Consider the following 23,074-nt stretch of genomic DNA (forward strand, 5'->3'; position numbering starts at 1 on the left):
ATCCCTACCTCTCAATTTTTCTTAAAAAACGCCAGTCTCTGCTCTCTAAAAAAAATGAGGCAAAAACCATATAGGCTCCAACAAGCATCAACTGCAATATCCGCATATAGAAATTTTCAGCAACGCCCTTATCAGCTGATGACGCTGTTGAGCCAACGACAACAATAAGCGCAGAAAATATAGCTGCATATAATGGTGCTTTAGTTGGATCTTCATAGATCTTTTTCGCAAATAATATGGCGGCTAAACTTGCTAAAATGACATAGAAAGAAAGCTCTGGAACTGTCACTAACAAATTATAGAAAACAATGGCTAATAAGCCACCTATTCCATTAGTGATGAGGAGAAACAGGCTCACTTTGACACTTTTATCTCCCGCAGCTTGCAAAGAGAGAATTGCGATAAATATCATGGTGAGCAGTGCACCGGATATCTCAAGTAAATAGAAGAAACAGATAACAGGGAAAGCTAAGATCAGCGCCTTAAACGATTCATAGGCTCTATCTTCAGAAGACTGCTCAGGCATTGGGTGTTGCTCTCGTGTCTCAGATAGATCAGGAAAAAGAGCGTGCAACAGCGTAAATATCGCCACAGCTACGACCCCAGAAAAGCTCAGCCCAAACCCAACCATGAGTGCCGCTCCTGGCTGCTGTAACCCAAGGTAAGGCAACAATAAAATGGCAATGATCAATACTGTGGCAAAGAAGTTCCATTTAGGATCACTAAAAAGATAATATGCCCACATCATCACCATTGCGATAAGCGGTAACAACACAAAAGGATACTGTGTAGGGCCAAAGCTCACCATCCAAGCGATGAAGATGGTGCAGATCATCGAAAGCAATAGCTCATAGACGGTTTGTTTAGTGGGTTCCTGTCTATCAACTAAAAACTTGGCAACGAACACAGGTACAATAAATGCTAACGGCCAAGCGAAAGCTGCAGAGATCGCAATGGATATCGCGATCCCTAATGTAAAACGCAGTACCTTACGGGTATAGATCTGCTCCTCTGTCGCGGTAGGGGCACTACCTAACATAAGATAGCCAGCTCACTAAACGTATCCACGCCTTACCAAATAGATTAAACAGACCACCATCAGAGGTGTAAACAATGACATCGGCTTGACCACCTACACGCTTCAACCCTTGTGTTTCATCACCAGTGATTAAAATCGTTACAGGAAAACGTTGAGATTGTCTAAGCCAACCACTCTGGCCAGCTACCTGTGCTAGCTTGCCTGTTTGCTCACTCTGCCCCCAATCAATACCGTAATCAATATTTCCTACCTTGCCTTTAAAAACTTTGCCAGGCGCATAGTCCAGTGCAAATTCAACCTCGGCACCAGGCTGCATATTACCGAGACTGTTTTCTCTAAAGTACGCCTCTATCCACACATCTTCAGAGGAGATAAACGTCATCAAGGGTTGTCCGGCATTAGCAAACACACCTTCTTTGAGGCGAAAATTAGACGCACCGCCATCTGTAGGTGCACGTATCTCTGTTCTTTGTAGGTTTAACTCAGCTTGTTGTAGCGCGAGTAGTGCAGATTTAATATTAGTATTGTTCTCGCCTTCAGCCCCAAGTCGCTCCTCCGCTTTCGCTAAGTCTGCTTTTGCAGCAGCAACCCCAGCTTCGGCGCTCGTCAACTCTGCATGAGCATTATCGGCATCAGCTTGAGACATTACCGCTCTGTCGACCATAGTAAAAATACGTTTAGATTGAACTTGGGCATTTTTATAATTAGCAATTGCATTGGTCACTTTAGCTTGAGCCGCTGCAACATTTGCTGTCTGTGCTCCCATGTTTTGGCCTGCCTGCTTAAGCTTTTGCTGAGCAGTTTCAAGGGCTATTTCATAATCTAATGGGTCAATTTTGGCTAATAAGTCCCCCTCTTTAACTAAGGTGTTAGGGGTGACCGAAATATCAATGATCTCTCCAGAAACTTGAGGGCTAATAGGCACAACGAACGCCCTGACACGGCCAAGATCGGTTGATGGAATAAAGCGGTCAGCGATAAGGTGAAAAGTAAACATCACAGTTGCAATGATTAGTATCGCGTTAGTGGCTTTTCTAATCTTATTCGTCTTTGATTTACTCTCATCAACACCCGCGTCATTGGGAGCATCAACCGAGGTCTGTGCTGGCTCTACTTGATCGTGTGTAGTTTGACTGCCTTCACCTTTCTCACTCATTTGCAATTCCTATCCGTTCAAAAAAGTATGCAACTCATTACCGATTAAATTCAACTTCAAGCTTGTTTTTAATACTAAAAAACCAAATCAACCTTAACAAAAGCACAACCCAAATGACACACAATTCAACATTTTATCCCTAAGGACCCGATATAAAAAAGTTGTCGTAACCCGCTATTTTTACGTCTTACAGGCGTAAATAGTTACCCTTTCGCGCCAGTTTAAGTGGGGCTCTTAATAAGTGAAATGGAGAATATGGAATGAGTGATACAGAGGAGAACAAGAAAAACGGAAGTTATCAGCCTGGGAACTGCTTGGCTGATAACCTCCTAAAATAGTACTTCTGGTGAGGAAGTCTAAGCTTGCATATTAGGACTATCTATTCGTTAATCCTTAATATCATCAGCCATACCAGTTGATGGGATTGGCTGTGCTTTAAGCGGTAAAATGGGCTGCTTAATCAACTCATCTTTTAGATAAGAGATGGCCTTATCAAGTTGGGCGTCAGTGCCAGTGAAGGTCGCATAAGGTAAGTTATCCACCTCTATATCTGGGCTCACCCCTCTCCCCTCAAGCACCCAACGTCCGTCCATTGCATATTGAGGATACTCAGCGACTCGCGCCATGCCTTTATCAGTTAAACCATTTCGGCCCGATAACCAGACTCCAGCACCTGCCGTTTGCTTACCAATTAATGGCGCAATCCCCAAAGCTTTAACACCCGCAGAGAAGGTTTCTCCATCCGAATAGGTCAATTGGTCAGTCAATACCACCAAGTGTCCACGGAACGTCTGCTGCATATTTGTACTCGGTGTTCCGCGTGTTGGCTGCCAAAATGCCCACGTTCTGCGCAGCAATTTTTCAATGATCCAGCTATCGATATTACCGCCACGATTGCGGCGTACATCGATGATTAATCCCTCTTTATCATAGTTAGCATAAAATTCACGAGCGAAGCTGGCGATATCACCACTGCCCATGGCATAGAGGTGTAAATAACCAAATTTGCCTTCGCTACTGTCACTAACCTTAGTACCGTTATGATTAACCCAATCAAGGTATCTGAGCTTAGCATCTGTGCGTATGCTGACTGGTTTTACAATAGTCTTATGAACTTTGCTACCACGCTTAACCTCAAGCAGTACTTGCTTTTTCTCTTGGTTACGTAGATAACGTGTCACATCAGCAACACTCGATATCTGCTTGCCATTAATCGCAAGAATAATGTCGCCAACTTTTGCATCAACGCTCACTTTCGCAAGGGGAGCAGCTTGAGATGGCAGCTCAGGGTCATTTTGATAGATATGAGCTATCTCTACGCCATTGTCTGTCTGCTTTAGGCGAGCTCCCAGACTTGCGGCTTTGGCCATCTCACTGTCTTTAGCCAGATCCCCGCCACGAACCTGCGAATGTAGCGAGTCCAGCTCTCCCATCATCTGCTTAAAGAGATCATTGAGTTCATGACGATCTGTCAATCTATCTACCATTGGCTGGTATTTAGCTTTGGTTGCTGACCAGTCGAGACCACGCATTTTTTTGTCATAAAAGGAATCTCGATGCATCAACCAAGCATCTTCAAACATCTGTTGCCACTCAAGCTTAGGCTCTATGGCAAGCTGCCATTGTGCGATATTCACCTTGGCATTGTTGAGCTCTTTAGGCAGCTTATCGCCAGCATCAACAATCAACATCTCTTTACCGCCATGGTTGGACTTACGCAAAAATAGTTTCTCCCCGTCAGCCGACATACCATAGCTGGCAATATCTTTAGCAAAAGTGTCTACTTTGGGGTTGAGTGGGTTGAACTTCACTAACTTTAAGCTTGGTTTACTTCCGCGAGTCACTGCACGATCGAGAAAATAGAGACCATCATTATTCATCGTTAAGTTCGAGTAGTTGCCAGCTGCAACAGGGACTTGCCAGAGTCTCTGGCTCAGCCCTTTCCAATCTACGCTCACCTTAGTTGCTTCGCCCTGCTCTTTGTCTTCACTCTGGGCTTGTAAAAGCTCATTTGGTTTTTGAAAAGCAAACCTCGCATCTTTATCTAGTGCCAGAGCAAAAATCTGGGTGCGTTTGTCAAACATAGGGCCTAAGTTACGATCGCCCCAAGGAGAGGTTGGTGTAGAGTTAAACTGCCTATTAGATAGGAAATAGAGCCAATTTCCGTCACTGCTAAATGCTGGCGAGAAAGACTCATACTTATCACTTGTTAACGTTTCAGCACGCTGTTTACCCAGAGAGTACAGCACGACTTGGGGTCTAGGCTTACCTATTTCAGCTTTGGTCACTGCTATAAATTGGCTATCAGGAGACCAAATTACATCGGTATAGGGACCTAATCCCTCTCCATCAGTAATCACCTTTTTATGGCGATTTTTCTTTAAGTCCAACAACCATAAATTGCCATCATAATCATCACTGGCAATGTACCTTCCATCTGGCGATACACTCAATGACATACGTAATGTATAGCCATTATCCGTTAACTGTTTCGAATTGGAACTACCATCAGCGGCAAAACGCCAGATCTCCTGCTCCCCTGATGCATCGCTGATACCATAGACCCACTTGCCATCTGGGCTTAACACCGCATCTCTAATGCGACTACTACCTGGTAATGCAATCTCAATTAAGCGAGAGCCATCTGTTGCAGCAACTGCAACGTGGCTTCTTGCGGTGATCACCACCTTGCTGCCTGACGGAGCAAGGTGTGTTGATGTCGCATACTTCATCGGATCATTGACCCAATGTACACGGCGCTGCGGAAAATCAGAAACCAGATTAATATCTAAGTTACGAGTGGTATTCGCTGCAATATCATAGAGCTTAATATCAGCTCCTTGCTGGAATACAATTCGACCATTATCAATGCGTGCACCACGTACCTGCCAATCAGAAAATTGAGTGTGCTGCTTAATATCTTTACCATCTAACGCCATAGACCAGATGTTGTCATTGCCGTCATTATCGCTGACAAAATAGAGGCGATCATTCCACAACATAGGTTGGCGCACAGAGCCAATATGACTCTGCGTTAATAGCTCTGCTTCATGCTTAGCACCGAGTTCAAAACGCCACAACTCTCCCTTTGCACCACCTCGATAAACCTTGGCGTTATCCCCTGTGGTTTGCAAACCAAAGCGAGTGAAGTAGAGGTACTCCCCCTTATTATCAATAGTGCCTTCAATAGCATCCGCTAAAGGCAGATCTGCCGTTTCTAACGTATCAGGGTTTACACTTCTCAGTACCCAGTAGTTAGCAGGGCCAAATGCATTGTCCGTGGCATATAAAACATGACCATCAGCTGTCCACCCTTGCACGCGAACACGGCTATTCTCAAAGCTCACTCTTTTGGCTTGCCCGCCAGAGATAGGGATAATATAGACTTCCTGGCTTCCCTCATAATTGGCGACATAAGCAACCCATTTACCGTCTTTCGATATTGTCGCCCCTAGCTCCTCAGCAGGTAAGCTAGTCAATCTTTGCGCCTGCTGCTGACCTAACTGCTTGGTCCACAGATCTCCCTCAGCCGTAAATACTAAGGTATTTTCATTTAAGGCCGGAGCACGGTAATAACCAGGCTTTGTGGAATCAGATGCTAAAACAGATGAAGCACTTAGACTGCCAAGCGCTAATAAAGTACAGGCAACAGAAAGACGAAGTTTCATGATTGGCTCGTTATTTATTATTAATAGAATTTTTCAAGGCCAACAAGGTAGCAAACTTTTATTAAAGCAACAGTAAAAATTAATACATAAATCATTAGCAAATGTGTACAAGTAATCAGCCCGACTATACTCAGTAGATGTCTTGGTCAAAAGATGGGCTAATCAATGAAAAGTGAGGAGGTAGATAAGCAAGCATCAGCGCCGGTTTCTCAAGAGACTGAAGAGGTTAGCCTAGATTTCCCCACGCCTATAAGACAAGATCCCGTGATTGAAAAACTGCTAAAAAAACTCCCCCCCTCCTTAGCAGGCAGTTACTCAGATGAACAACTTCAAGGCATGCGAGTCGCCCTAGGCGATCGCACTTGGGGCACGCACTTTATCGATAGTCGAGGCACCTTTGCTTTTCCATTTGTCCCTTGGCGCTTCTATTATGTCTTCTTGCTCGGTAAGAACCGCAGAGCCTATACCCGCCGAGAAAAGCATGCCTCAATGCTAATGTTTATCGGCTTGGTCTTAAGCTTTATCTTGATCAGCGTATTACTTGGCATACTCACACTCTATATTCTAAAGTCTGCACTTGGCATCGACCTGCTCGAAGGCACATCTTTAGGCGTTTGGGACTGGGTTCGCGAACTATTTGATTGATAAACACAGATGCAGCCTACGTGTCTAACTAAAGAGGCATATGTCATTCGCAACATACGCCTCCTTTCCCCTTAATCCTGTTCTGTCTTGGCTTTTAACTCCTTCCAACGCTGATGCTCCGGATGGTCCACTTGATTAAGCTGAGGGTATTGCTTGGTTATCTTGATGATAAGCTTCTCAGCTTCTGCAAATTGCTCAGTGTCTATTAAGCGCGCAAGGTGATTCAACATCTGCTTCGCACTCACTACGGCTTCATGCTGTGGCATTAACTCAACGCTTGGCGCATCAACTCCTTTTGTTGCACTTCCATCGAACTGATAGGACTGACCAGCCTGCTTCAGACTTGGCTCAACTCCACGCTCGAGCTCTGCAGGTGAAGACGACATCGCCCTAGGCATCATCTGTACTTGATTAACTTCTTGGCTCGCAGCTTGATTCGAATCAGTGGCCTTAGAAGGCACTCTATCACTCTGTACACTAACGCCTTCTGCAGCTGAAACAGGCTCATTCATCTGCATCATCATGGGCATAGCATCATCGGATAAGATCTCTTGCGGGCTTTGCGGATTCAACATGATGACAGTCACCACCAGCATCACAGAAGCAGCTGACGAGAGTACCCAGCGATTTTTACGCCAAAAGCTGTTTTCGACCCGAATAACCTTATCAGCACTTTTATCAGTCTCTAAAGTGTTATCTTGTTGGTTAGCCACAGAGGGGCCGTTTTCGGCGCAGTTCTCTTTCGCCAACTTAATGATGGCATCATCAAGCTCTTGACTTGGTAGCTCCTGCTCTTGCAGTTGATACCAGGTCTGTAGATCACTGTCGAACTCTTCATTGAGTTTGTTAACGGCCTTATTTTTACTATCTTTCATCTTGCACCTCCTGCCACTTGTTCATCACACAGGATTTGAGCCCTTGATTAGCATAACGAATGCGGCTTTTGGTGGCTTCGAGTGTCACGCCAACGATCTCAGCAATAGCCCCAGCAGTGAACCCAGCTTCCATATTAAGCAGTAACGCCTCTTTCTGTACTGTCGGCAACAAGGCTATGCATCGCTTTAGCAAGTTCGCTTTGACACTGTCTTCCATCACTTTATCAGGTGAAAACTCATCACTAGGTAAAAAATTGTCACTATCTACTGCATCGCTGTCTTGCTCATTACCAAATTTTTCGCTAAATAGATCGACCGGTTTAACGGCTCTTACATGATCGATAAGCAAGTTGTGAGCAATCCGGTAGAGCCAAGTCGTAAACTTGGCCGTAGACTCGTAACTTGATGCGGCTTTTATGACTCTGCCCCAAGTCTCCTGATAGAGGTCTTCAGCAAGTTGAAGATCACCTATTTGACGAACGAAGTATCGGTATAGTCCACCTTTATGCTTTTGGTACAGAGATTCAAACGCCCTGCTATCCCCTCTGGCATAACAGAGCATCAGACGTTGATCCTCTTCAGCCTCAATACTCTCTTTCCCTAACGGTTCAGCCACACATCTCTCCTGCTTCTTTCTGCTTTCCCTTAATCCAATCAGTACAACAGGTGCCCTGTCAGTCAAGGAGAAAGAGGTTATCGGTAGACTACTCATTGAAAGTTTGCACGCCCTGAACCCCTTTGTCTATCTCAAGCTGGCTTTGTGGCGACTTTATGTGTGGTGCGATGTATTTAGCAGGTTTGCTTGACTCAAGATTAATCTGGCTATGAGCTTTAGACTGAGCAAACGGCTTAACACTTGGTTTATGGATAGGAAAAGAGTTAACCTTCATCTCCACCACAGGAGAAATGAGTTTGTCGCTTCGTACGTTGCCCTGCTGTGAAACACCTTGCTCTTGCTTGGCCAACATCTCAGCGGTTTTCGCTAGCTGAATAAACTCATGACGATATCCAAACTCATCAGGGCCTAATGCTGATTGCGCGATGTCGATGACCTTGGCATAGTCTAAATCATGGGTGTAATGACTGTGATTTAACAGCTGGCCAAGGCCCGCGACTGCTGCTGAAAACCTATAGTCATCACTGGCTTGAGCGAAGCTGTTAACCGATGATTTCTGGGTTATTGGCTTAGATATTAATCGGCTTGCCTCTTCACCTAAGGGCTTATATCTCAGCTTAACAAAGGCTATCTCTTCTCGGCTGTACTTTTCCCTACCCGTGGTTTTATCCAAACCATACCTAAGGGCATCATTAGCCTGATTGGGGCTATCGACATAACTGAGTTCATATAAGGCCGTTACGGTATGGCCCGCACCAATTTCGCCAGCATCAACTTTGTCATTATTAAAGTCTTCACGATTAAGCGCTCGATTTTCATAGCCTATTAAGCGGTACTCTGACACTAAGGCCGGATTAAATTCGACCTGCACTTTGACATCTTTGGCAATCGTCATCAGGGTTGAACTTAACTCATCAACCAATACTTTTCGGGCTTCATTAAGTGTATCTATGTAAGCGTAATGACCATTACCTTTATCAGCGAGTTGCTCCATCAGGTGATCATTGTAGTTCCCCTGACCAAAGCCTAATGTCGTTAACGCGATACCTTTATCACGCTTTGCTTCTATGAGTGATATCAGCGATTCATGGTGAGTAATACCTAAGTTAAAATCACCATCGGTTGCCAGGATAACTCGATTAACACCACCCTCTATAAAGTGCTGTTCTGCTAGCTGATAGGCCTTTTTTATCCCTGCGCTTCCATTAGTTGAACCTTGCGCCTTTAACTCATCTAAAGCTTGTGAGATCCTTTGAAAGTCATTACCTTTGCATCCATCTAATACGACTCCTGACGCCCCGGCATAGACGACGATTGAGATACTATCTTGCTCACTGAGTTGCTGAGATAGCATCTTTAATGAAGTTTTTAGCAAAGGTAATTTATCTTTTGAGGCCATAGAGCCCGACACATCAAGTAGAAAGACCAAGTTACTCGGACCGATTTGAGACTTATCTAATTCAAAGCCCTTAAGCCCGATTTTAAGTAACATTTTATCGGCATTATAAGGTGAGGCAGCCAGCTCAGTATGAAGGCTAAATGCGTGTTCATTGATTGGCGATACTGAATATTGATAATCAAAATAGTTAATCATCTCCTCAACTCTCAGTGTGCCTTGCTGAGGTAAACGCCCTTGATTTATCCAGCGTCTCAATGTCGAATAACTACCGGTATCGGTATCGATGGAGAAAGTCGACACAGGAATTTCACCAGCAACCATGATGCCATTGGCGACTTGACGCTCAAAGTTATCTCGAGCTACGGCTTCATATCCATGCGGCTCTCTAGGCATACTCATCTGGCCCATTGCATGAGTAGGGCTCAAAGCCTTCATTTTTTGCACCTGCGCAGCAACCGGTTTACCTGCAGCGTAAACATCAGCTGACTTTCCCTCAGATAACTCATGTTGCGATCTTAAGGCGGGCATTAGATTATCATCTTGAGCTTGTACTTCATGAGATGCAGTAACTTGAAAGCGCTGCACAGGCTTACTTTCCAGTTCGGCTTGGTGAGCTTTCTGAACTTGCTCAGGCACTGGCTCAGATTTTACCGTTTTATCTTCTGTTTGCTGACCATTACAAGCCGACAAGGCGAGAAACAGCGACACTGAGATAAGCGACAATCGATAACGTCTATTCACTTGTTGGCTAGCGTGAAGAGTATTAATGGAGCAGGTATTTGGCTTGTTCATGAACTTCCCCTTTCATCTGTTGTTTCTCTTATTAACGAGAACAGATGTAAAAAGGGTTACGTTTTTACAGTGACGCAGATATTACTGAGTAAACAATGAGTCTAACTTTGGTTTTAAGAGCTCAGCCTCGGTAACTCCAAAATGGTTAATGTGCATATCAATGTAGGCTTGACTGACCCCAGGCTTAGTAAAACTTGAATTTATCGCATCAATAATAGCGCCCCCTTTGATGGTTTTTGAGCAAGCAATATAGCCTAACATTAACTCAGAAATGTCCGTGATGGGCAGAGCGATAACCCGCTCGTCAATACCTTCATCTTGCAGATAACCTTCAATTGAAAGCGTGTACTCAAGAATTCCGTCCAACCTTCCTGCCAGCAGCATATCGACTAACTTATCAGAGGAATCGATGCCACCTCGGGTAAAAATATGCTTAGCGTATTTTTCAATTTGAGCATCTAACTCAACCCCATAGGTTCGAGATTTAACCACGCCTAACTTTAATGCGGGGTTATGCTCAAGCTGCTGAAATGAAAATGGTGATTTAAATCGACTTTCATTGCGAGCAAGGGTTATCAACCTGATCGGAGGAAAAACAGATAATGGATATTGGCTATATTCGGCGATATCAAGCCTATCTGCAGTTTTCAGCTTATTCATCACACATGCATTATCTAGACGAATCAGCTCAGCCCAAGAGCGGCTCATACTCACCTGCTGATAACCAACCGATAGCTTAATGGGACTTTCAACACGGAGCATATTCCAAATACTAATGATTAAATTGTCTTCACCATCAATTGAACCGCTATAGGTTTCATTTTCACCTAAAATGATCATCTCTAATGTCTTATCTTTAGCTATCGCTGACAATGAAATGATTACACCCAAAATCAAGACTAAGATAATACTGACTGCTCTCATTGACTCCTCCTACACAGACAAGAGTGCTTGTTGATTTATTGCTGACAGCCCCTCCCTTAACCAGTTAAGTATGGCTCAAAAGTAGTAAATCCACCTTTTGATGGAGTGCGTATATACAGAGGCCGAAAATGCGCCTAATTAAGAGAAAATAGCGTTCTCTCAAGCAAACGGTACATTTGTTAGCAAAGCTTCGAATAACAGACTTCTATGTGTATAATCGGGCGCAAATTTCGAGTATGTCATGTTTATTTAAGCTCACCCTTAGAAGGAGTATGTATGAAAGTTGGTATCATTATGGGTTCCAAATCTGACTGGCCGACCATGGAACATGCGGCAACAATGTTAGATACATTTGGTATCGCCTATGAGACCCGAGTTGTTTCTGCCCACAGAACACCTCATCTGCTAGCCGAATACGCTTCAACAGCTGCAGAACGTGGTATTAACGTCATTATCGCTGGTGCTGGCGGCGCGGCGCATCTACCGGGAATGGTTGCAGCATACACTAGCTTGCCTGTACTCGGCGTGCCGGTAAAATCTAAAGCCCTTAATGGTATTGATTCATTACTCTCAATCTGCCAAATGCCGAAAGGTGTTGCAGTAGGCACTTTAGCTATCGGTGACGCAGGCGCTGCCAATGCAGGCTTATTAGCCGCTCAAATATTGGGCTCTCAGCAACCTGAGATTTTTGAGAAGATTGAGGCTTTTCGTCAGCAGCAAACCAACACAATATTAGCTAACCCAGATCCTGCGATTTAATATGAACATATTAGTTTTAGGTGCTGGGCAACTAGCACGTATGATGAGCTTAGAAGGTGCGCCGCTAAATTTGAATGTGCGCGCCTATGATGTTGGCTCCAAGAAAATAATTCATCCTCTTACCCTCGAGGACTTTAACCAAACTCTAGAGCAGGCCATCTCACTCGTTGATGTGATCACCTCAGAGTTCGAGCATATCCCCGACGATGTATTGACCTTGTGCTGCCAAAGTGGAAAGTTCTACCCAGGTAAAGCCGCAATTAAAACTGGCGGCGATCGCAGTATTGAAAAAGCCCTTCTCGATACAACGGGTGTGCCTTCTGCTCCCTATAAATTGATCACCGAAAAACAACACCTGTTAGATGCTGTCCCCTTGTTAGGCTTACCTCTGGTAATCAAAACGTGCCAAGCGGGTTATGATGGTAAAGGACAGTGGCGTTTAAAATCATTAGAACAACTTGATTCTGTTTGGGATGAAATGGCTGGTTTTATTGCTAGCGGTACACAAACCCTCCCACACACCATTATTGCTGAGAAGATGATCCCCTTTGATCGTGAAGTCTCTGTGATTGGCGTGAGGGATAAAAGTGGTAATGTAAAAACTTACCCTGTCACTGAAAACCAGCATACCAATGGCGTATTAACTTTATCGTTAGCGGCAGCAATGGATGATAATATCCAGCAACAAGCGATAGATGCATTTAATAAGCTTGCAGCCTCTATGGATTACGTCGGTGTATTAGCCATTGAGTTTTTTGAGGTAGCGGGGACCTTAATGGTTAATGAGATCGCACCTAGAGTACATAACTCAGGTCACTGGACTCAGCAAGGTACCGCATGCAGCCAGTTTGAAAACCATCTGCGTGCAGTTTCAGGATTACCTATGGGTGATACTGGTATTCAAAAGCCTAGTGTGATGATCAATGTATTAGGTCAAGCTTCAATCTCAACACAAGTACTCGAGATTGCAGATGTTAAGAGCCATTGGTACGGTAAAGAGCAAAAGGTTGGCCGAAAAATGGGCCACATCAATGTCTCTGCTGAAAACAATCTAGCACTGGGTAAGAAATTAGCGCAACTGGCAGATATACTGCCAGAGCATGATTACCCCGGCGTACGTTCAATGGCAGAACGATTGTTACAGAGTTAACGCTAAACAATTGATATAGCCGAGTTCATACCTAAGGTGTAACTCGGCTTTTTTATGTCTAGACAGTTTTAACCGAAAAACAAACGCCAAAGCCAGGAGGAGTCAAGATCTTCTTTGCAACCTCTATATTGCGCTGCATATCGTTTAGAACGTGAGTCGACTCTATCGGCAACTTTAATTAGCCAAGCTTTTTGGTTGTAGGTTTTACGCTTATAGCCCCCCCAACCTTCATGGTAATTAAGGTATTGATTCCTAGCATCCCACTTTGACACACCATTTATCTTATGGGTTTTATAGATAAACCAGCCCATAAAATCCATCGCATCATCAAAGTTGCTTCGGCTCGACCAGGAGTTACCTGTTTCGCGAACGTAATCATCCCAGGTCATGGTTTTTGCTTGAGCATAGCCATAAGCATCACTGGCTCTACCTATAGGGATAAAACCAAGAAAATACTCCATAGGTGGCGCCGCATTGTGCTTAAAGGAGCTCTCTTGATACATCATAGCCAAAGGGACATGCACTGGCACGCCCCACTTCTCTTGCGTTTTTTGAGCTGCACTGTACCAAGAGCGGTTCTCTTGATAGATCGAACATAAGTTTTCAGGATCTTTTGGGGGAGGAGTTGCACAGCCAGTTAATACGAGTGCGATCACTGCCGCACAAAGAAGGGAATACCATTTCATAAATACAGATACCATCTGGTTAATATCAATAACAAAAAAGAGCGACTCAAGTGTCACACTCTTGAGTAAAAGAAGCAATTCCCCGATGCAATATCTGCTGATTATTAACGACTCGCTGTTATTTTTTTACCTCTCATTCACACTCTGTTGGCTCTTCAAGCCAGATCATAGGTTGCCAGAAGCCATCATCATTGCCACGGTATCGTTTATCGGTATTAAATTTTGCCGCAAAGTGATATCGACGATTTGCTTCAACCTTAACCAACAACTCCTTGGGTGTACGGGCTGCAAGTTTGACTTTTAAAGAGGGCGCACTGATTAACTCAGCAAATGTAAACCTGTATTCACCAGGTGAGAGTTGATAGTTAGGCTTAGAGATCACTGGCTTACCATCAAGATGGGTCACCACAGCACGATAAAGGTCATCTTGCTGATCAGGCTCTAGATAACCAGACACGAAACCACACTCAAGGCCTTTGTCAGGCTGTGAAGCACAGCCTGACAGCAAGATAAGTAGCGCTAAAGCTAACTTAGCTCGCAGCATTAAAGTAATCATCAAGGTATGTCGCAAAACTCTGCGTCGACTCCGCTTCCATCTTCGCTTGCTCTAATAGCGAATCTTTTGCAGCTTCTTGATAGCGAGTTACCACAGATTGAGGCAGCTCATATTCACTTAAGGTTTTATGATATTGCTTGGCCAGTTGTTTAACCCAACAGCCATGGTCAATCTCATCTTGCTTAAGTGCTTTAATGATCTGTCCTGAAAGGGTGAGCTCAGGATCATTTACGCAGGCAAGCCACTTATCTAACGCTTCGCCGTATTGTTTATCTGTGTCGCTATCTAGCAGTGCAGCAATTGACTTTAATGAGCTAAAGAGCTCTTTCATCCACTCTTTTAAAGCGACTGGCTCGCCATTTCTGCTTAATTCAAGTCCAGGTTTACGCCCTTGAAGAATGACACTATTTAAGTTGGCCGCGATCTCCTGCTCTTGGATATCCCCAGTTTTCTCTGAATCATTCAGCAGGCAATGCAGGAGGAACATATCTAAAAATCGAATTTGTGAAGCCTCAATCCCTACTGCACTATAGGGATTGACATCAAGGGCTCTAACTTCAATATATTCAACCCCAGCTCTCGCTAGAGATTCTGAAGGTTTCTCACCATTTAAACCTACACGCTTAGCTCTGATAGGCGAGTAAAATTCATTTTCAATTTGCAGTACGTTGGCGTTTAACTGTCTAAATTCGCCATCGACTTTAACCCCAATTTCTTCAAAACTAGCCGAAGGCATATTGATTGCCTTCTGCATCCCATCTAAATATTGCTCTAGGGAGTCGTAGCTAATGTTTAACCTTTCCTGCTCTTTATTGGTATAACCGAGATCGCTCATTCTCAAAGACGTCGCGTAAGGAAGATACAGAGTACCGTTACCCATCTCTTCAAATTCTATGTCGGTTTGTTGGTCTTTAACAAAAGAGCGGCACAGTGCAGGCGATGCACCAAACAGGTAAGGCAGTACCCACACCATTCGACGATAGTTGCGGATCAACCCTAGGTAAGATTCAGAGATAAAGTCAGTCTTCGACGCTTGTTGATCACTTAACTGATATAGCCTATCCCAGAGAGAGTCTGATACCGAAAAATTAAAATGCACACCTGAGATAATCTGCATCTGAGCACCATAACGATAGGTTAACCCCTTTCGATATAGTCGCTTCATCTTACCTGTATTAGACGTACCGTAATCAGCAATTGGGATATCAGCAACCTCACCAACAAAACAAGGCATGCTAACAGGCCAAAGTCCCTGTTGATCAAGGTTTTGCACAGTAAAGGCGTGTGTATAGGTCAGATCTTCCAACAAGCTGTCAATATCACTAAAAACAGGAGTAATAAACTCTAGTAGTGACTCGCTGTAATCGGTAGTGATCCTTGAGTGAGTAAGGGCTGAACCTAACGCACTAGGATGGGGATCTGTTGCAAGGTGGCCTGAATCATTAATTCTTAATGCTTCACGCTCTATTCCACGCTGCATGCCTTGTAGTGCTTGACGACCTACTGGATCAGAAAGGTTGTCGATCAGTTTATTGAAAGAGTTCAATATTTTATTCTCAAGTTTTGTCATCATTTAGGCTTGTCATGGATAGACCCTCTTAGATTGAATCTTATTTCAAAATACAATCATGAGAGAAAACGTCTCTGCCAAGTCTGCTTCCTAGCTAAAAATAACGGTATCTTGACCTAGAAAAGATACCGTTATTTACTGCCTCTAGATATTGGGTCTAAATTACAGATTACAACTCTAAAGTTTTCACTGGATATCCAAGTGCTTTAATATCCGCCTCAATCGATGCCTTATCACCCACAATTAATACTACCATTTTGTGAAGATCTAACTGTTTCTTAGCGAGCGTGTTTAACTCATCTTTCGACACAGAGTTAGTGATCTTGGTCTGCTGCTCAGTGAAGTTATCGTCCAGCTCGAAACGTTGTATACGGCGCATAAAGCCCGCTTTTTGATAAGGAGTCTCATAATCAAGCGCTTTTCCTTGAGAGATAGAAGCTCGCATAAAGGCCAGCTCTTCATCAGTCATACCAGATTGGCGATAGGCTTTGATCTCTTTAACAAACTCCACTAACGCTTCAGAGGTCACATCACTACGCACACTAGCCTGAGCTTGATAAACGCCTAGCTCAATTCCACCTGCAAAAAAGCTTCTCGCGCCATAGGTATACCCTTTATCTTCACGTAAATTCAGGTTAATTCGGCTATTAAATGCACCGCCTAAAGGATAATTCATCAGGTATGACTTAAAGTACTCACCCGTTGCATCATAAGGTAAAGCTCGCTTACCGATCTTAATCACAGATTGCGCAGCGCCAGGTTTATCTAAAATGTATATTTTACCGCCCTTAAGCTTAGGCAACTTTGATAAGGGTGGCAGAGGCGTTGCAGCACCTGACCATTGGCTAAAGCCTTTGAGTTTACCCAGAACTTCAGATTCACTTAGGTTGCTCACTGCAATAATTTGGGCATTGCCAGCGCGATACTGCTCTTTATAGAAAGCTTTAACATCATTGAGTGTCAAAGATGAAACACTTTCTAAGGTACCACTACTGCTGACACCCAATGGACTTTCACTGCCGTAAAGTAAGCCATCAAAAGCTGTATTGGCCAAGAAATTAGGGTCAGACATCATATGTTGTAAGCTTTGCAGTTGCTGCTGCTTTAACCTATCGAAATCACTGGCCTTAAAAGCGGGTTCAAATAATCGCTCCTGCACTACGGCTAATGTTTCATCAAGACGAGATGTCAGGCTCGAAACTTTGATATAACTTTGATATGCACTTGAGCCAAATGTGACACTACTGCCTAGCATCTCCAATGCTTGCGCCAGCTCCTCAGAGCTACGCGATACACTCGACTCATTGAGCATAGCAGCCGTTAAACCTGACAGACCTGCTTTTTCAACAGGAACCAGTCTATGGCCACCATTGAGGTAAATAACCAATTCAACTGTAGGGGTCTCTTCACTTTCAGTCCCCATCACCTCAATATTATTCGCTAAGCTTCCCTTCCAAAGGGTTGGTGATGAAAGTACAGGCGCAGGTCCAGCCTCAGGCATCTTAGTACGGTCAAACGATGAAACGACTTGCTTGTGCTCCTCAAGCCCCTCAACTGCAACACTTGAAACACTCAATGCTGGCGGCGTGAAGGTATCTTCATGGGCAATAAGCTTATCTTGCCCCTCTGGAACAACGCTCATGACAACCATAGGCTTGTTTTTGATGTACTGATTAAAAACACGCATCACATCGGCTTTAGTGACGTTTGCATAACGCTTAAGATCGGAGGTGATCATATCTGGATTACCAGAAAACGTCTGGTTAAAGGCCAAGGTCGATACTTTGCCAGAAACACTTTGCAGTCCAAAAATAGTGCTAGCTTCAAATTGGACTTTTACTTTCTCCAGATCATCATCTGTCACACCACGCTGCTCAAATTCTGCAATAGATTCCTGAATCCGCTGCTCGATATCAGCCAAATTGCCACCTTTGGCAGGGTTTGCTAAGGCATACATAGAAAATTGACAAGCTAACTCTTGGCAAGGATGACTGACACCCGCTTGAACGGCATAGCCATCTTTCACTAAGTTTTTATAAAATATTGATGTTTTGCCCCCACCTAAGATATTTGAAAGCAGGTCTAATGCTGCCTCATCTTGATGGCGAGCATAGACTGTGGGGAATGCAATACGTAACAAGGGAAGATGTACTCTATCTTCCATTGAGATATAACGGGTTTTATCTAAACTAACGAGCTGCTTTTCATCAGGCTCAACCTTGGGACCTGATGGGATCTCACCGAAGTATTTATTGACCCAGGCTAATGTCTGGAACTCATCAAAATCTCCGCCTATTGTCAAAGTCGCATTATTTGGACCATACCAACGCTGGAAGAAGTGCTTAACATCATCTAAGTTAGCTCGTTGCAAATCTTCAGGCCAGCCAATAACTGGCCATGAATACTGGTGTCCCTGAGGATAGAAAGCTTGGTTAAACTGCTCACCCATTCGCCCATATGGCTGGTTATCTATTCGTTGAGCGCGTTCGTTCTTGACCGTTTCACGTTGAACTTCAAACTTCTTTTCAGTCAAGGCAGGTAAAAAGAAGCCCATTCGATCTGACTCTAACCAAAGCATCTTCTCTAATTGGTTGCTAGGCACAGTTTCGAAGTAATTTGTTCTATCAGTATTGGTGGTACCATTGAGGGTGCCACCTGCTTCAGTCACAGTTTTAAAATGCTGTTCGTCACCTACATGTTGTGAGCCTTGAAACATCATATGCTCAAACAAGTGGGCAAAACCCGATCGTCCTTCGAACTCTCTCGCTGAGCCAACATGATAGGTCACATCGACATGCACTAATGGATCTGACTTGTCTTGATGAAGAATAACGGTAAGGCCATTGGAAAGTTGGTACTTTTTATAGGGAATGCCGACTTGGGATTCTGTAAACTTAACCGTTTCTAGTAATGTTACACCTGCTGGTAGGTTTGAAACGGACTCTTGATTCGCACAGCCAGCCAGAGCTGAAGAGATCGCTACAGCTAATATCCATCTTTTCAATGTTTTCTCCTTAAAAATAGTCTATTTATAGCTCATATAGGTAAGCGCGGTGTCGAGTATCACCCAACACTTTCAGTTGTTTATTACCTACTTTAGTCCTTTAACTGAGTTCTTTAACCGAGTTCTTTAACCGAGTACTTTAACCGAGTACTTTAATCGCCATTAGTATTCACTCATAAGGAACTGGCTTGGTCAGTTAACCGAACCAGTGCAGAGTAAATGCTGCGACTAAAAAGTAACGTACACTTTTACCTATTAGTATCATCAGAGTCGACCTCAGCAAAGGAAGTTTCATCCATCCGGCTAATAAACATAATAAATCACCAATAATCGGCGTCCAAGCTAATAATAACGACCAATAGCCGTACTTTTGAATAAGTGATAATGAATGCTTATATCGACCTTTAGCCATCTCCTCTGGACTACGAGCAAATCGGCCTAATGTTCCTAGATAATAGCTAGTGATTGACCCTAATGTATTACCCAAACTCGCTAAAATAACCAGCGCAAGCCAGTTTGAATTATCGTCATTGATCAATGCGATAAGTAAAATTTCTGATCCGCCTGGCAACAAGGTCGCAGCAACAAAAGCTGCACTGAACATCAACCATAACTCTGTCATAAATGCTTACCTAATGAAAAATCGTAATTTTTTGTTATTAATGAAGAAATAAAAACCATGTTAACCACTCGTTAACTCGTAAAGTTATTAAAACAAACTCAATTATCACAATAAGTTATAACGAAATCGGTTTGTTTTGCAACTAGCTCTATCTATACAATGAAAACATCGGATAATAGCGTTATCGCCTTGGGCGTTTGAACAAGCACACGATAGCGCTAAACAATTTTTTGAATATTAATAATAAAAAATACTTGGAATAACAAAACATGTGGCAAACCATTAAACAGATCCCTTTTTGGCAAAAAGTGCTTGCAGGCTTTTTTTTAGGGGCAATGATAGGTGTAATTTTTGGCGAATCAGCCACTGTACTTAAACCTTTAGGTGACCTATTTATTGGCGCCATCAAGATGTTGGTTGCACCTTTGGTCTTTTGTGCCATCGTTGTCAGCATCACAGCTTTAGGCTCTCAAGTGAGCTTGAAAAGATTGAGCTTTAAAACCTTAGCTATGTTCATGTTCACAGGAACACTAGCTTCTCTCATAGGTTTAACCGTCGGCTCCCTTATTGATATGGGCGGCACTATGGATCTCGTCGCAACTGAGGTACGAGAGCGCCACGTCCCAGGTTTTGCTCAAGTACTACTCGATATGATCCCCGTGAACCCATTTGCTTCTCTCGCTGAGGGTAAAGTACTGCAGATCATCGTATTTGCGGCACTGATTGGTATTGCCATCAATAAGGTAGGTGAAAAAGCTGAACCTTTAAAGCGTACCTTCGAAGCCGGCGCTGAAGTGATGTTCCAACTGACTCGCATGGTTTTACAACTTACTCCGATTGGCGTATTTGGCTTAATGGCGTGGGTCGTAGGCGAATATGGCTTATCTACTCTGTTGCCTTTAGGTAAGTTTATTGGCGCTATCTATTTAGCTGCACTCATTCATATTATTTTTGTTTATGGTGGCCTGATAAAGTTCGCTGCTAAGTTGAGCCCAATTCAGTTCTTCCGTAAAGCGATGCCAGCTCAAATAGTGGCTTTTACAACTGCATCTAGCTTTGGCACCTTGCCTGCGAGTACAAAATGCACAGAGTCTATGGGCGTTTCAAAGCGTTATGGCTCTTTTGTATTGCCTTTGGGCGCAACCATGAACATGGATGGTTGTGGGGGTATTTACCCAGCGATCGCGGCCATTTTCATCGCCCAGATCTATGGTATCCCATTAGATATGACCGACTATATGCTTATCGCTGTTACAGCCACTGTCGCCTCAGTGGGCACCGCAGGTGTTCCTGGTAGTGCCATGGTTATGCTATCAGTCACTTTAGGCGTGGTAGGGCTTCCTCTGGAAGGTATAGCCTTTATCGCTGCTATAGACCGTATAATCGATATGATAAGAACCAGTACCAATGTGACTGGCGATATGATGACTGCTGTGGTGATTGGTAAATCTGAAGGTCAACTGGACGAAGCGCAGTTTTATGCCGGTGATGACGAAGAGCTTAAGCAAGCAACAAGCTAACTCAGTCTCAAATGAATCAAGTTGTAAAACAAGCCGCTAATGCGGCTTGTTTTACACTAATCGCCTATTCAGCAACTGATATTTAGTATTATACTTACCACCAATACTCCCAATCCCTTACTAGGTACATAATGGCAAAACTCTTTCTGCTTCCTATTATCCTCTGCCTCATATGGACCATCTTTTTACACTTTAATGGTGTACCTCTAAAACAAGGTAAGAAAGGCTTTATCTACATTTTAGCCATTAGCGCTACTGTTATACTCTCCCTTGGTTTTCTTCTCTGGCTCACTGCTGAACAAAATATAAGGGGTTAACGGCTCAATTTCCCTTTTCCAGCTCCCTTCATACTCGTAGCTCGTTTAATTTTAAATGGACTATAGATGGCAATATTCGGCCATCTATAGTATAAGCACACTCGATTTTATTTATGTAAACCGATAACACTGGAACCAAACATGTCAGATAAGTTTTTCTTTAAGGGGCGCCAAACCCCAAAACCTAAGCATGAAAGCTATGGCTATAACACTAAGCGAGTAGCGAAACTTGGTACTAGTGATAACCCCTTAGCGCTGTGTGTAAACTCAGTTGAGCGTGAAGCTGAAATACAATTAGTGATTGCTGAGCACCAGCTTCAAGCTAATATCGAAGTTAACTCAGAGAAAGCTGAAAATATCGCAGAGCTAGATAGTGTACTCAATAAACCAGTTACTACCCGCTTCGATAAAACACCGAAGAGAAATGACCCTTGCCTATGCGGCAGTGGCAAGAAATATAAGAAGTGTTGCGGCTAAATAAAGCGCCCTTCTGTTGCAGCTGTTAGTTTAGGGCTGTAAAAGAAAATGCCACTTTCAAGGAAAGTGGCAACTATTGCACCCTGCTCAGCTTAGTTCTTTTTAGCGTTATTTAAGCTCAGGGGATTTGCGATTCTAAATATTGTTCAAATTACTTGAAATAACATTTAAATGCATCTCTAGCTCATCTTCTGTTTTTGGCAGTGAATCAAGCTCAAATGAGAGCGGACTGCTACCGTTAAGCATAAACACTGAACTTTCCCCATGATCGTAGTGAAACCATTTACCATTGATACATAGGTCTGTATAGCAATTTGGTAATAACTCCATAAGTACACCCCTTGACGTGTTGATAATTCAAGCAAGCCTAAATATGACTTACCTCCGCAACAAAGAGTTGCACATGTGATATCGATCACCTTTATAAGACCTTATATGGCGTAGAGGTACCTTGATCTAAATCAACCCTCCTCTGATTAACCTATCAGTTCAGTGTCATGCACCATACAAAACACTATATAGCCATAGAAAATCCTGCAATTTAAGGATGAAATGTTTGAAATCCACCATGAATCAGAGGAATAGATAGAAGAGTTGAAAGGGATGAACTCTAGGTTAAAAACTGCATGTGTACTGAGGGGGAAACTGGTAGAACTAGAGCATTACTTTAAGTAATTACAGATCCGATAAATGAGGCCATCAAAATCAAAAGGCTTCAACAAAACTTCGTCCATTCCAGCAGTTTTACAAAACAGGGGGATCTCATCCGAAATACTCGCTGTTACAGCAAATATGGGTACTCTGTTACCATTAACTTCACTGTCTCTAATGGTCTTTGTCGCCTCAAAACCATCCATTATTGGCATTAAGCAATCCATTAGAGTGAGGTCTATTTTATTTGCATTAAAGATATTAACGGCTGCTACTGTAACAACCTATACAAATCAAACTGATGCTATAAAGTAATTACCACCAAACACAAAAAAAAGCCCATCGAATGATGTAATGCTATTCGGATAAGCACTACTGCTTATATTTAAGTGGATAGCGGCTGGGTATATAGAGCACTGAACGTGGATATGTTCGGTGCTTTCTTTTATCTGGAAGGATAAAGTGTTTTATATCGGCCCGCATTTGCTTCAGCTTAGCTGGCAACTTCCCATCAGGTGATAAAGCAAGCCATCTTAATTGAGTGTCTATCAAGCTTATCGCTGCGGTAAAGCTAATACGGGTGGGTGCAACTTTGGCTTCTTTTGCTATCGCTACCATTTCTAAGCGAACCAGATTATAAGCGATAAG

General features: G+C 43.3%; 20 protein-coding genes and 1 pseudogene. 6 read left to right on the forward strand and 15 right to left on the reverse strand.

Annotated features, from left to right (window positions below):
- Window positions 1-4 precede the first annotated feature (4 nt).
- The 3 genes from BM736_RS23075 to BM736_RS23085 form a co-directional block, all read right to left on the reverse strand.
- Window positions 5-1,039: a DUF2955 domain-containing protein gene (locus BM736_RS23075; RefSeq protein WP_076416630.1), complete on the reverse strand. Its 1,035-nt coding sequence runs from the start codon at window positions 1,037-1,039 to the stop codon at window positions 5-7.
- Entirely contained in the window at window positions 1,029-2,195 is a 1,167-nt protein-coding gene (locus BM736_RS23080) for an HlyD family secretion protein (protein ID WP_076416631.1), read from the reverse strand. The genes BM736_RS23075 and BM736_RS23080 overlap by 11 nt, the downstream gene beginning before the upstream one ends.
- Window positions 2,196-2,581: 386 nt before the next feature.
- Complete coding sequence (locus tag BM736_RS23085; RefSeq protein WP_076416632.1) at window positions 2,582-5,863, reverse strand: S41 family peptidase; 3,282 nt, start codon at window positions 5,861-5,863, stop codon at window positions 2,582-2,584.
- A gap of 165 nt (window positions 5,864-6,028) precedes the next feature.
- Here BM736_RS23085 and BM736_RS23090 point away from each other — a divergent pair, with 165 nt between their 5' ends.
- The gene (locus BM736_RS23090) at window positions 6,029-6,508 is read left to right on the forward strand and encodes a hypothetical protein (RefSeq protein WP_076416633.1); all 480 of its coding nucleotides are present in this window, start codon (window positions 6,029-6,031) and stop codon (window positions 6,506-6,508) included.
- Between the two features lie 71 nt (window positions 6,509-6,579).
- On the opposite strand, the gene BM736_RS23095 is transcribed toward BM736_RS23090, so the two are convergent.
- The 4 genes from BM736_RS23095 to BM736_RS23110 all read right to left on the reverse strand — a co-directional run bounded on the left by BM736_RS23095 (window position 6,580) and on the right by BM736_RS23110 (window position 11,114).
- Window positions 6,580-7,383, reverse strand: coding sequence for a hypothetical protein (locus BM736_RS23095; protein ID WP_076416634.1), 804 nt, complete (start codon window positions 7,381-7,383; stop codon window positions 6,580-6,582).
- Window positions 7,373-7,945 (reverse strand): sigma-70 family RNA polymerase sigma factor, encoded by a 573-nt coding sequence (locus BM736_RS23100; RefSeq protein ID WP_179079102.1) that lies wholly within the window; start codon window positions 7,943-7,945, stop codon window positions 7,373-7,375. The genes BM736_RS23095 and BM736_RS23100 overlap by 11 nt, the downstream gene beginning before the upstream one ends.
- Window positions 7,946-8,087: 142 nt before the next feature.
- Window positions 8,088-10,190, reverse strand: a complete 2,103-nt coding sequence (locus BM736_RS23105) for a VWA domain-containing protein (RefSeq protein ID WP_076416636.1) — start codon at window positions 10,188-10,190, stop codon at window positions 8,088-8,090.
- 81 nt (window positions 10,191-10,271) lie between these two features.
- Window positions 10,272-11,114, reverse strand: a complete 843-nt coding sequence (locus BM736_RS23110) for a hypothetical protein (protein ID WP_076416637.1) — start codon at window positions 11,112-11,114, stop codon at window positions 10,272-10,274.
- Between the two features lie 276 nt (window positions 11,115-11,390).
- Between BM736_RS23110 and purE the strand changes: the two genes are divergently transcribed.
- Both purE and BM736_RS23120 read left to right on the forward strand, forming a co-directional pair.
- Entirely contained in the window at window positions 11,391-11,873 is a 483-nt protein-coding gene (gene purE, locus BM736_RS23115; protein WP_076416638.1) for a 5-(carboxyamino)imidazole ribonucleotide mutase, read from the forward strand.
- 1 nt (window position 11,874) lies between these two features.
- Complete coding sequence (locus BM736_RS23120; RefSeq protein ID WP_076416639.1) at window positions 11,875-13,023, forward strand: 5-(carboxyamino)imidazole ribonucleotide synthase; 1,149 nt, start codon at window positions 11,875-11,877, stop codon at window positions 13,021-13,023.
- 68 nt (window positions 13,024-13,091) lie between these two features.
- Here BM736_RS23120 and BM736_RS23125 read toward each other — a convergent pair whose 3' ends face one another.
- The 5 genes from BM736_RS23125 to BM736_RS23145 all read right to left on the reverse strand — a co-directional run bounded on the left by BM736_RS23125 (window position 13,092) and on the right by BM736_RS23145 (window position 19,461).
- On the reverse strand, window positions 13,092-13,709 hold the full coding sequence (locus BM736_RS23125) for a hypothetical protein (protein WP_076416656.1): 618 nt from the start codon (window positions 13,707-13,709) through the stop codon (window positions 13,092-13,094).
- Window positions 13,710-13,842: 133 nt separating this feature from the next.
- Window positions 13,843-14,253: a hypothetical protein gene (locus tag BM736_RS23130; RefSeq protein WP_083700505.1), complete on the reverse strand. Its 411-nt coding sequence runs from the start codon at window positions 14,251-14,253 to the stop codon at window positions 13,843-13,845.
- A complete protein-coding gene (gene gshA / locus BM736_RS23135) occupies window positions 14,240-15,838 on the reverse strand; it encodes a glutamate--cysteine ligase (RefSeq protein ID WP_076416641.1) in 1,599 nt (532 codons plus the stop codon). Before gshA ends, BM736_RS23130 begins: the two co-directional genes overlap by 14 nt.
- Before the next feature lie 166 nt (window positions 15,839-16,004).
- On the reverse strand, window positions 16,005-18,839 hold the full coding sequence (locus BM736_RS23140; protein ID WP_076416642.1) for a pitrilysin family protein: 2,835 nt from the start codon (window positions 18,837-18,839) through the stop codon (window positions 16,005-16,007).
- A gap of 196 nt (window positions 18,840-19,035) precedes the next feature.
- Window positions 19,036-19,461 (reverse strand): YqaA family protein, encoded by a 426-nt coding sequence (locus BM736_RS23145; protein ID WP_076416643.1) that lies wholly within the window; start codon window positions 19,459-19,461, stop codon window positions 19,036-19,038.
- A 269-nt stretch (window positions 19,462-19,730) separates the two neighbouring features.
- On the opposite strand from BM736_RS23145, the gene BM736_RS23150 reads away from it, so the two are divergent.
- From BM736_RS23150 to BM736_RS23160, 3 genes are all read left to right on the forward strand, one after another.
- Complete coding sequence (locus BM736_RS23150; protein WP_076416644.1) at window positions 19,731-20,981, forward strand: dicarboxylate/amino acid:cation symporter; 1,251 nt, start codon at window positions 19,731-19,733, stop codon at window positions 20,979-20,981.
- A 131-nt stretch (window positions 20,982-21,112) separates the two neighbouring features.
- On the forward strand, window positions 21,113-21,298 hold the full coding sequence (locus BM736_RS25485; RefSeq protein ID WP_076416645.1) for a hypothetical protein: 186 nt from the start codon (window positions 21,113-21,115) through the stop codon (window positions 21,296-21,298).
- Window positions 21,299-21,439: 141 nt separating this feature from the next.
- The gene (locus BM736_RS23160; RefSeq protein ID WP_076416646.1) at window positions 21,440-21,775 is read left to right on the forward strand and encodes a PBPRA1643 family SWIM/SEC-C metal-binding motif protein; all 336 of its coding nucleotides are present in this window, start codon (window positions 21,440-21,442) and stop codon (window positions 21,773-21,775) included.
- A gap of 135 nt (window positions 21,776-21,910) precedes the next feature.
- Here BM736_RS23160 and BM736_RS23165 read toward each other — a convergent pair whose 3' ends face one another.
- The 3 genes and pseudogenes from BM736_RS23165 to BM736_RS23175 all read right to left on the reverse strand — a co-directional run.
- Window positions 21,911-22,105, reverse strand: a complete 195-nt coding sequence (locus BM736_RS23165; RefSeq protein WP_076416647.1) for a hypothetical protein — start codon at window positions 22,103-22,105, stop codon at window positions 21,911-21,913.
- Between the two features lie 332 nt (window positions 22,106-22,437).
- Entirely contained in the window at window positions 22,438-22,686 is a 249-nt protein-coding gene (locus tag BM736_RS23170; RefSeq protein ID WP_256717998.1) for a response regulator, read from the reverse strand.
- Window positions 22,687-22,798: 112 nt separating this feature from the next.
- Window positions 22,799-23,074, reverse strand: a pseudogene (locus tag BM736_RS23175) (IS4 family transposase); the annotation flags it as partial.

The organism is Shewanella sp. UCD-KL12, from assembly GCF_001957125.1.
GTDB lineage: Bacteria > Pseudomonadota > Gammaproteobacteria > Enterobacterales > Shewanellaceae > Shewanella.

What these genes read in the sequence shown, in the direction of transcription:
- BM736_RS23075 (WP_076416630.1), bottom strand. Translation starts at nt 1,039, where the DNA reads ATGTTAGGTAGTGCCCCTACCGCGACAGAGGAGCAGATCTATACCCGT.
- BM736_RS23080 (WP_076416631.1), bottom strand. Translation starts at nt 2,195, where the DNA reads ATGAGTGAGAAAGGTGAAGGCAGTCAAACTACACACGATCAAGTAGAG.
- BM736_RS23085 (WP_076416632.1), bottom strand. Translation starts at nt 5,863, where the DNA reads ATGAAACTTCGTCTTTCTGTTGCCTGTACTTTATTAGCGCTTGGCAGT.
- BM736_RS23090 (WP_076416633.1), top strand. Translation starts at nt 6,029, where the DNA reads ATGAAAAGTGAGGAGGTAGATAAGCAAGCATCAGCGCCGGTTTCTCAA.
- BM736_RS23095 (WP_076416634.1), bottom strand. Translation starts at nt 7,383, where the DNA reads ATGAAAGATAGTAAAAATAAGGCCGTTAACAAACTCAATGAAGAGTTC.
- BM736_RS23100 (WP_179079102.1), bottom strand. Translation starts at nt 7,945, where the DNA reads ATGCTCTGTTATGCCAGAGGGGATAGCAGGGCGTTTGAATCTCTGTAC.
- BM736_RS23105 (WP_076416636.1), bottom strand. Translation starts at nt 10,190, where the DNA reads ATGAACAAGCCAAATACCTGCTCCATTAATACTCTTCACGCTAGCCAA.
- BM736_RS23110 (WP_076416637.1), bottom strand. Translation starts at nt 11,114, where the DNA reads ATGAGAGCAGTCAGTATTATCTTAGTCTTGATTTTGGGTGTAATCATT.
- purE (WP_076416638.1), top strand. Translation starts at nt 11,391, where the DNA reads ATGAAAGTTGGTATCATTATGGGTTCCAAATCTGACTGGCCGACCATG.
- BM736_RS23120 (WP_076416639.1), top strand. Translation starts at nt 11,875, where the DNA reads ATGAACATATTAGTTTTAGGTGCTGGGCAACTAGCACGTATGATGAGC.
- BM736_RS23125 (WP_076416656.1), bottom strand. Translation starts at nt 13,709, where the DNA reads ATGAAATGGTATTCCCTTCTTTGTGCGGCAGTGATCGCACTCGTATTA.
- BM736_RS23130 (WP_083700505.1), bottom strand. Translation starts at nt 14,253, where the DNA reads ATGCTGCGAGCTAAGTTAGCTTTAGCGCTACTTATCTTGCTGTCAGGC.
- gshA (WP_076416641.1), bottom strand. Translation starts at nt 15,838, where the DNA reads ATGATGACAAAACTTGAGAATAAAATATTGAACTCTTTCAATAAACTG.
- BM736_RS23145 (WP_076416643.1), bottom strand. Translation starts at nt 19,461, where the DNA reads ATGACAGAGTTATGGTTGATGTTCAGTGCAGCTTTTGTTGCTGCGACC.
- BM736_RS23150 (WP_076416644.1), top strand. Translation starts at nt 19,731, where the DNA reads ATGTGGCAAACCATTAAACAGATCCCTTTTTGGCAAAAAGTGCTTGCA.
- BM736_RS25485 (WP_076416645.1), top strand. Translation starts at nt 21,113, where the DNA reads ATGGCAAAACTCTTTCTGCTTCCTATTATCCTCTGCCTCATATGGACC.
- BM736_RS23160 (WP_076416646.1), top strand. Translation starts at nt 21,440, where the DNA reads ATGTCAGATAAGTTTTTCTTTAAGGGGCGCCAAACCCCAAAACCTAAG.
- BM736_RS23165 (WP_076416647.1), bottom strand. Translation starts at nt 22,105, where the DNA reads ATGGAGTTATTACCAAATTGCTATACAGACCTATGTATCAATGGTAAA.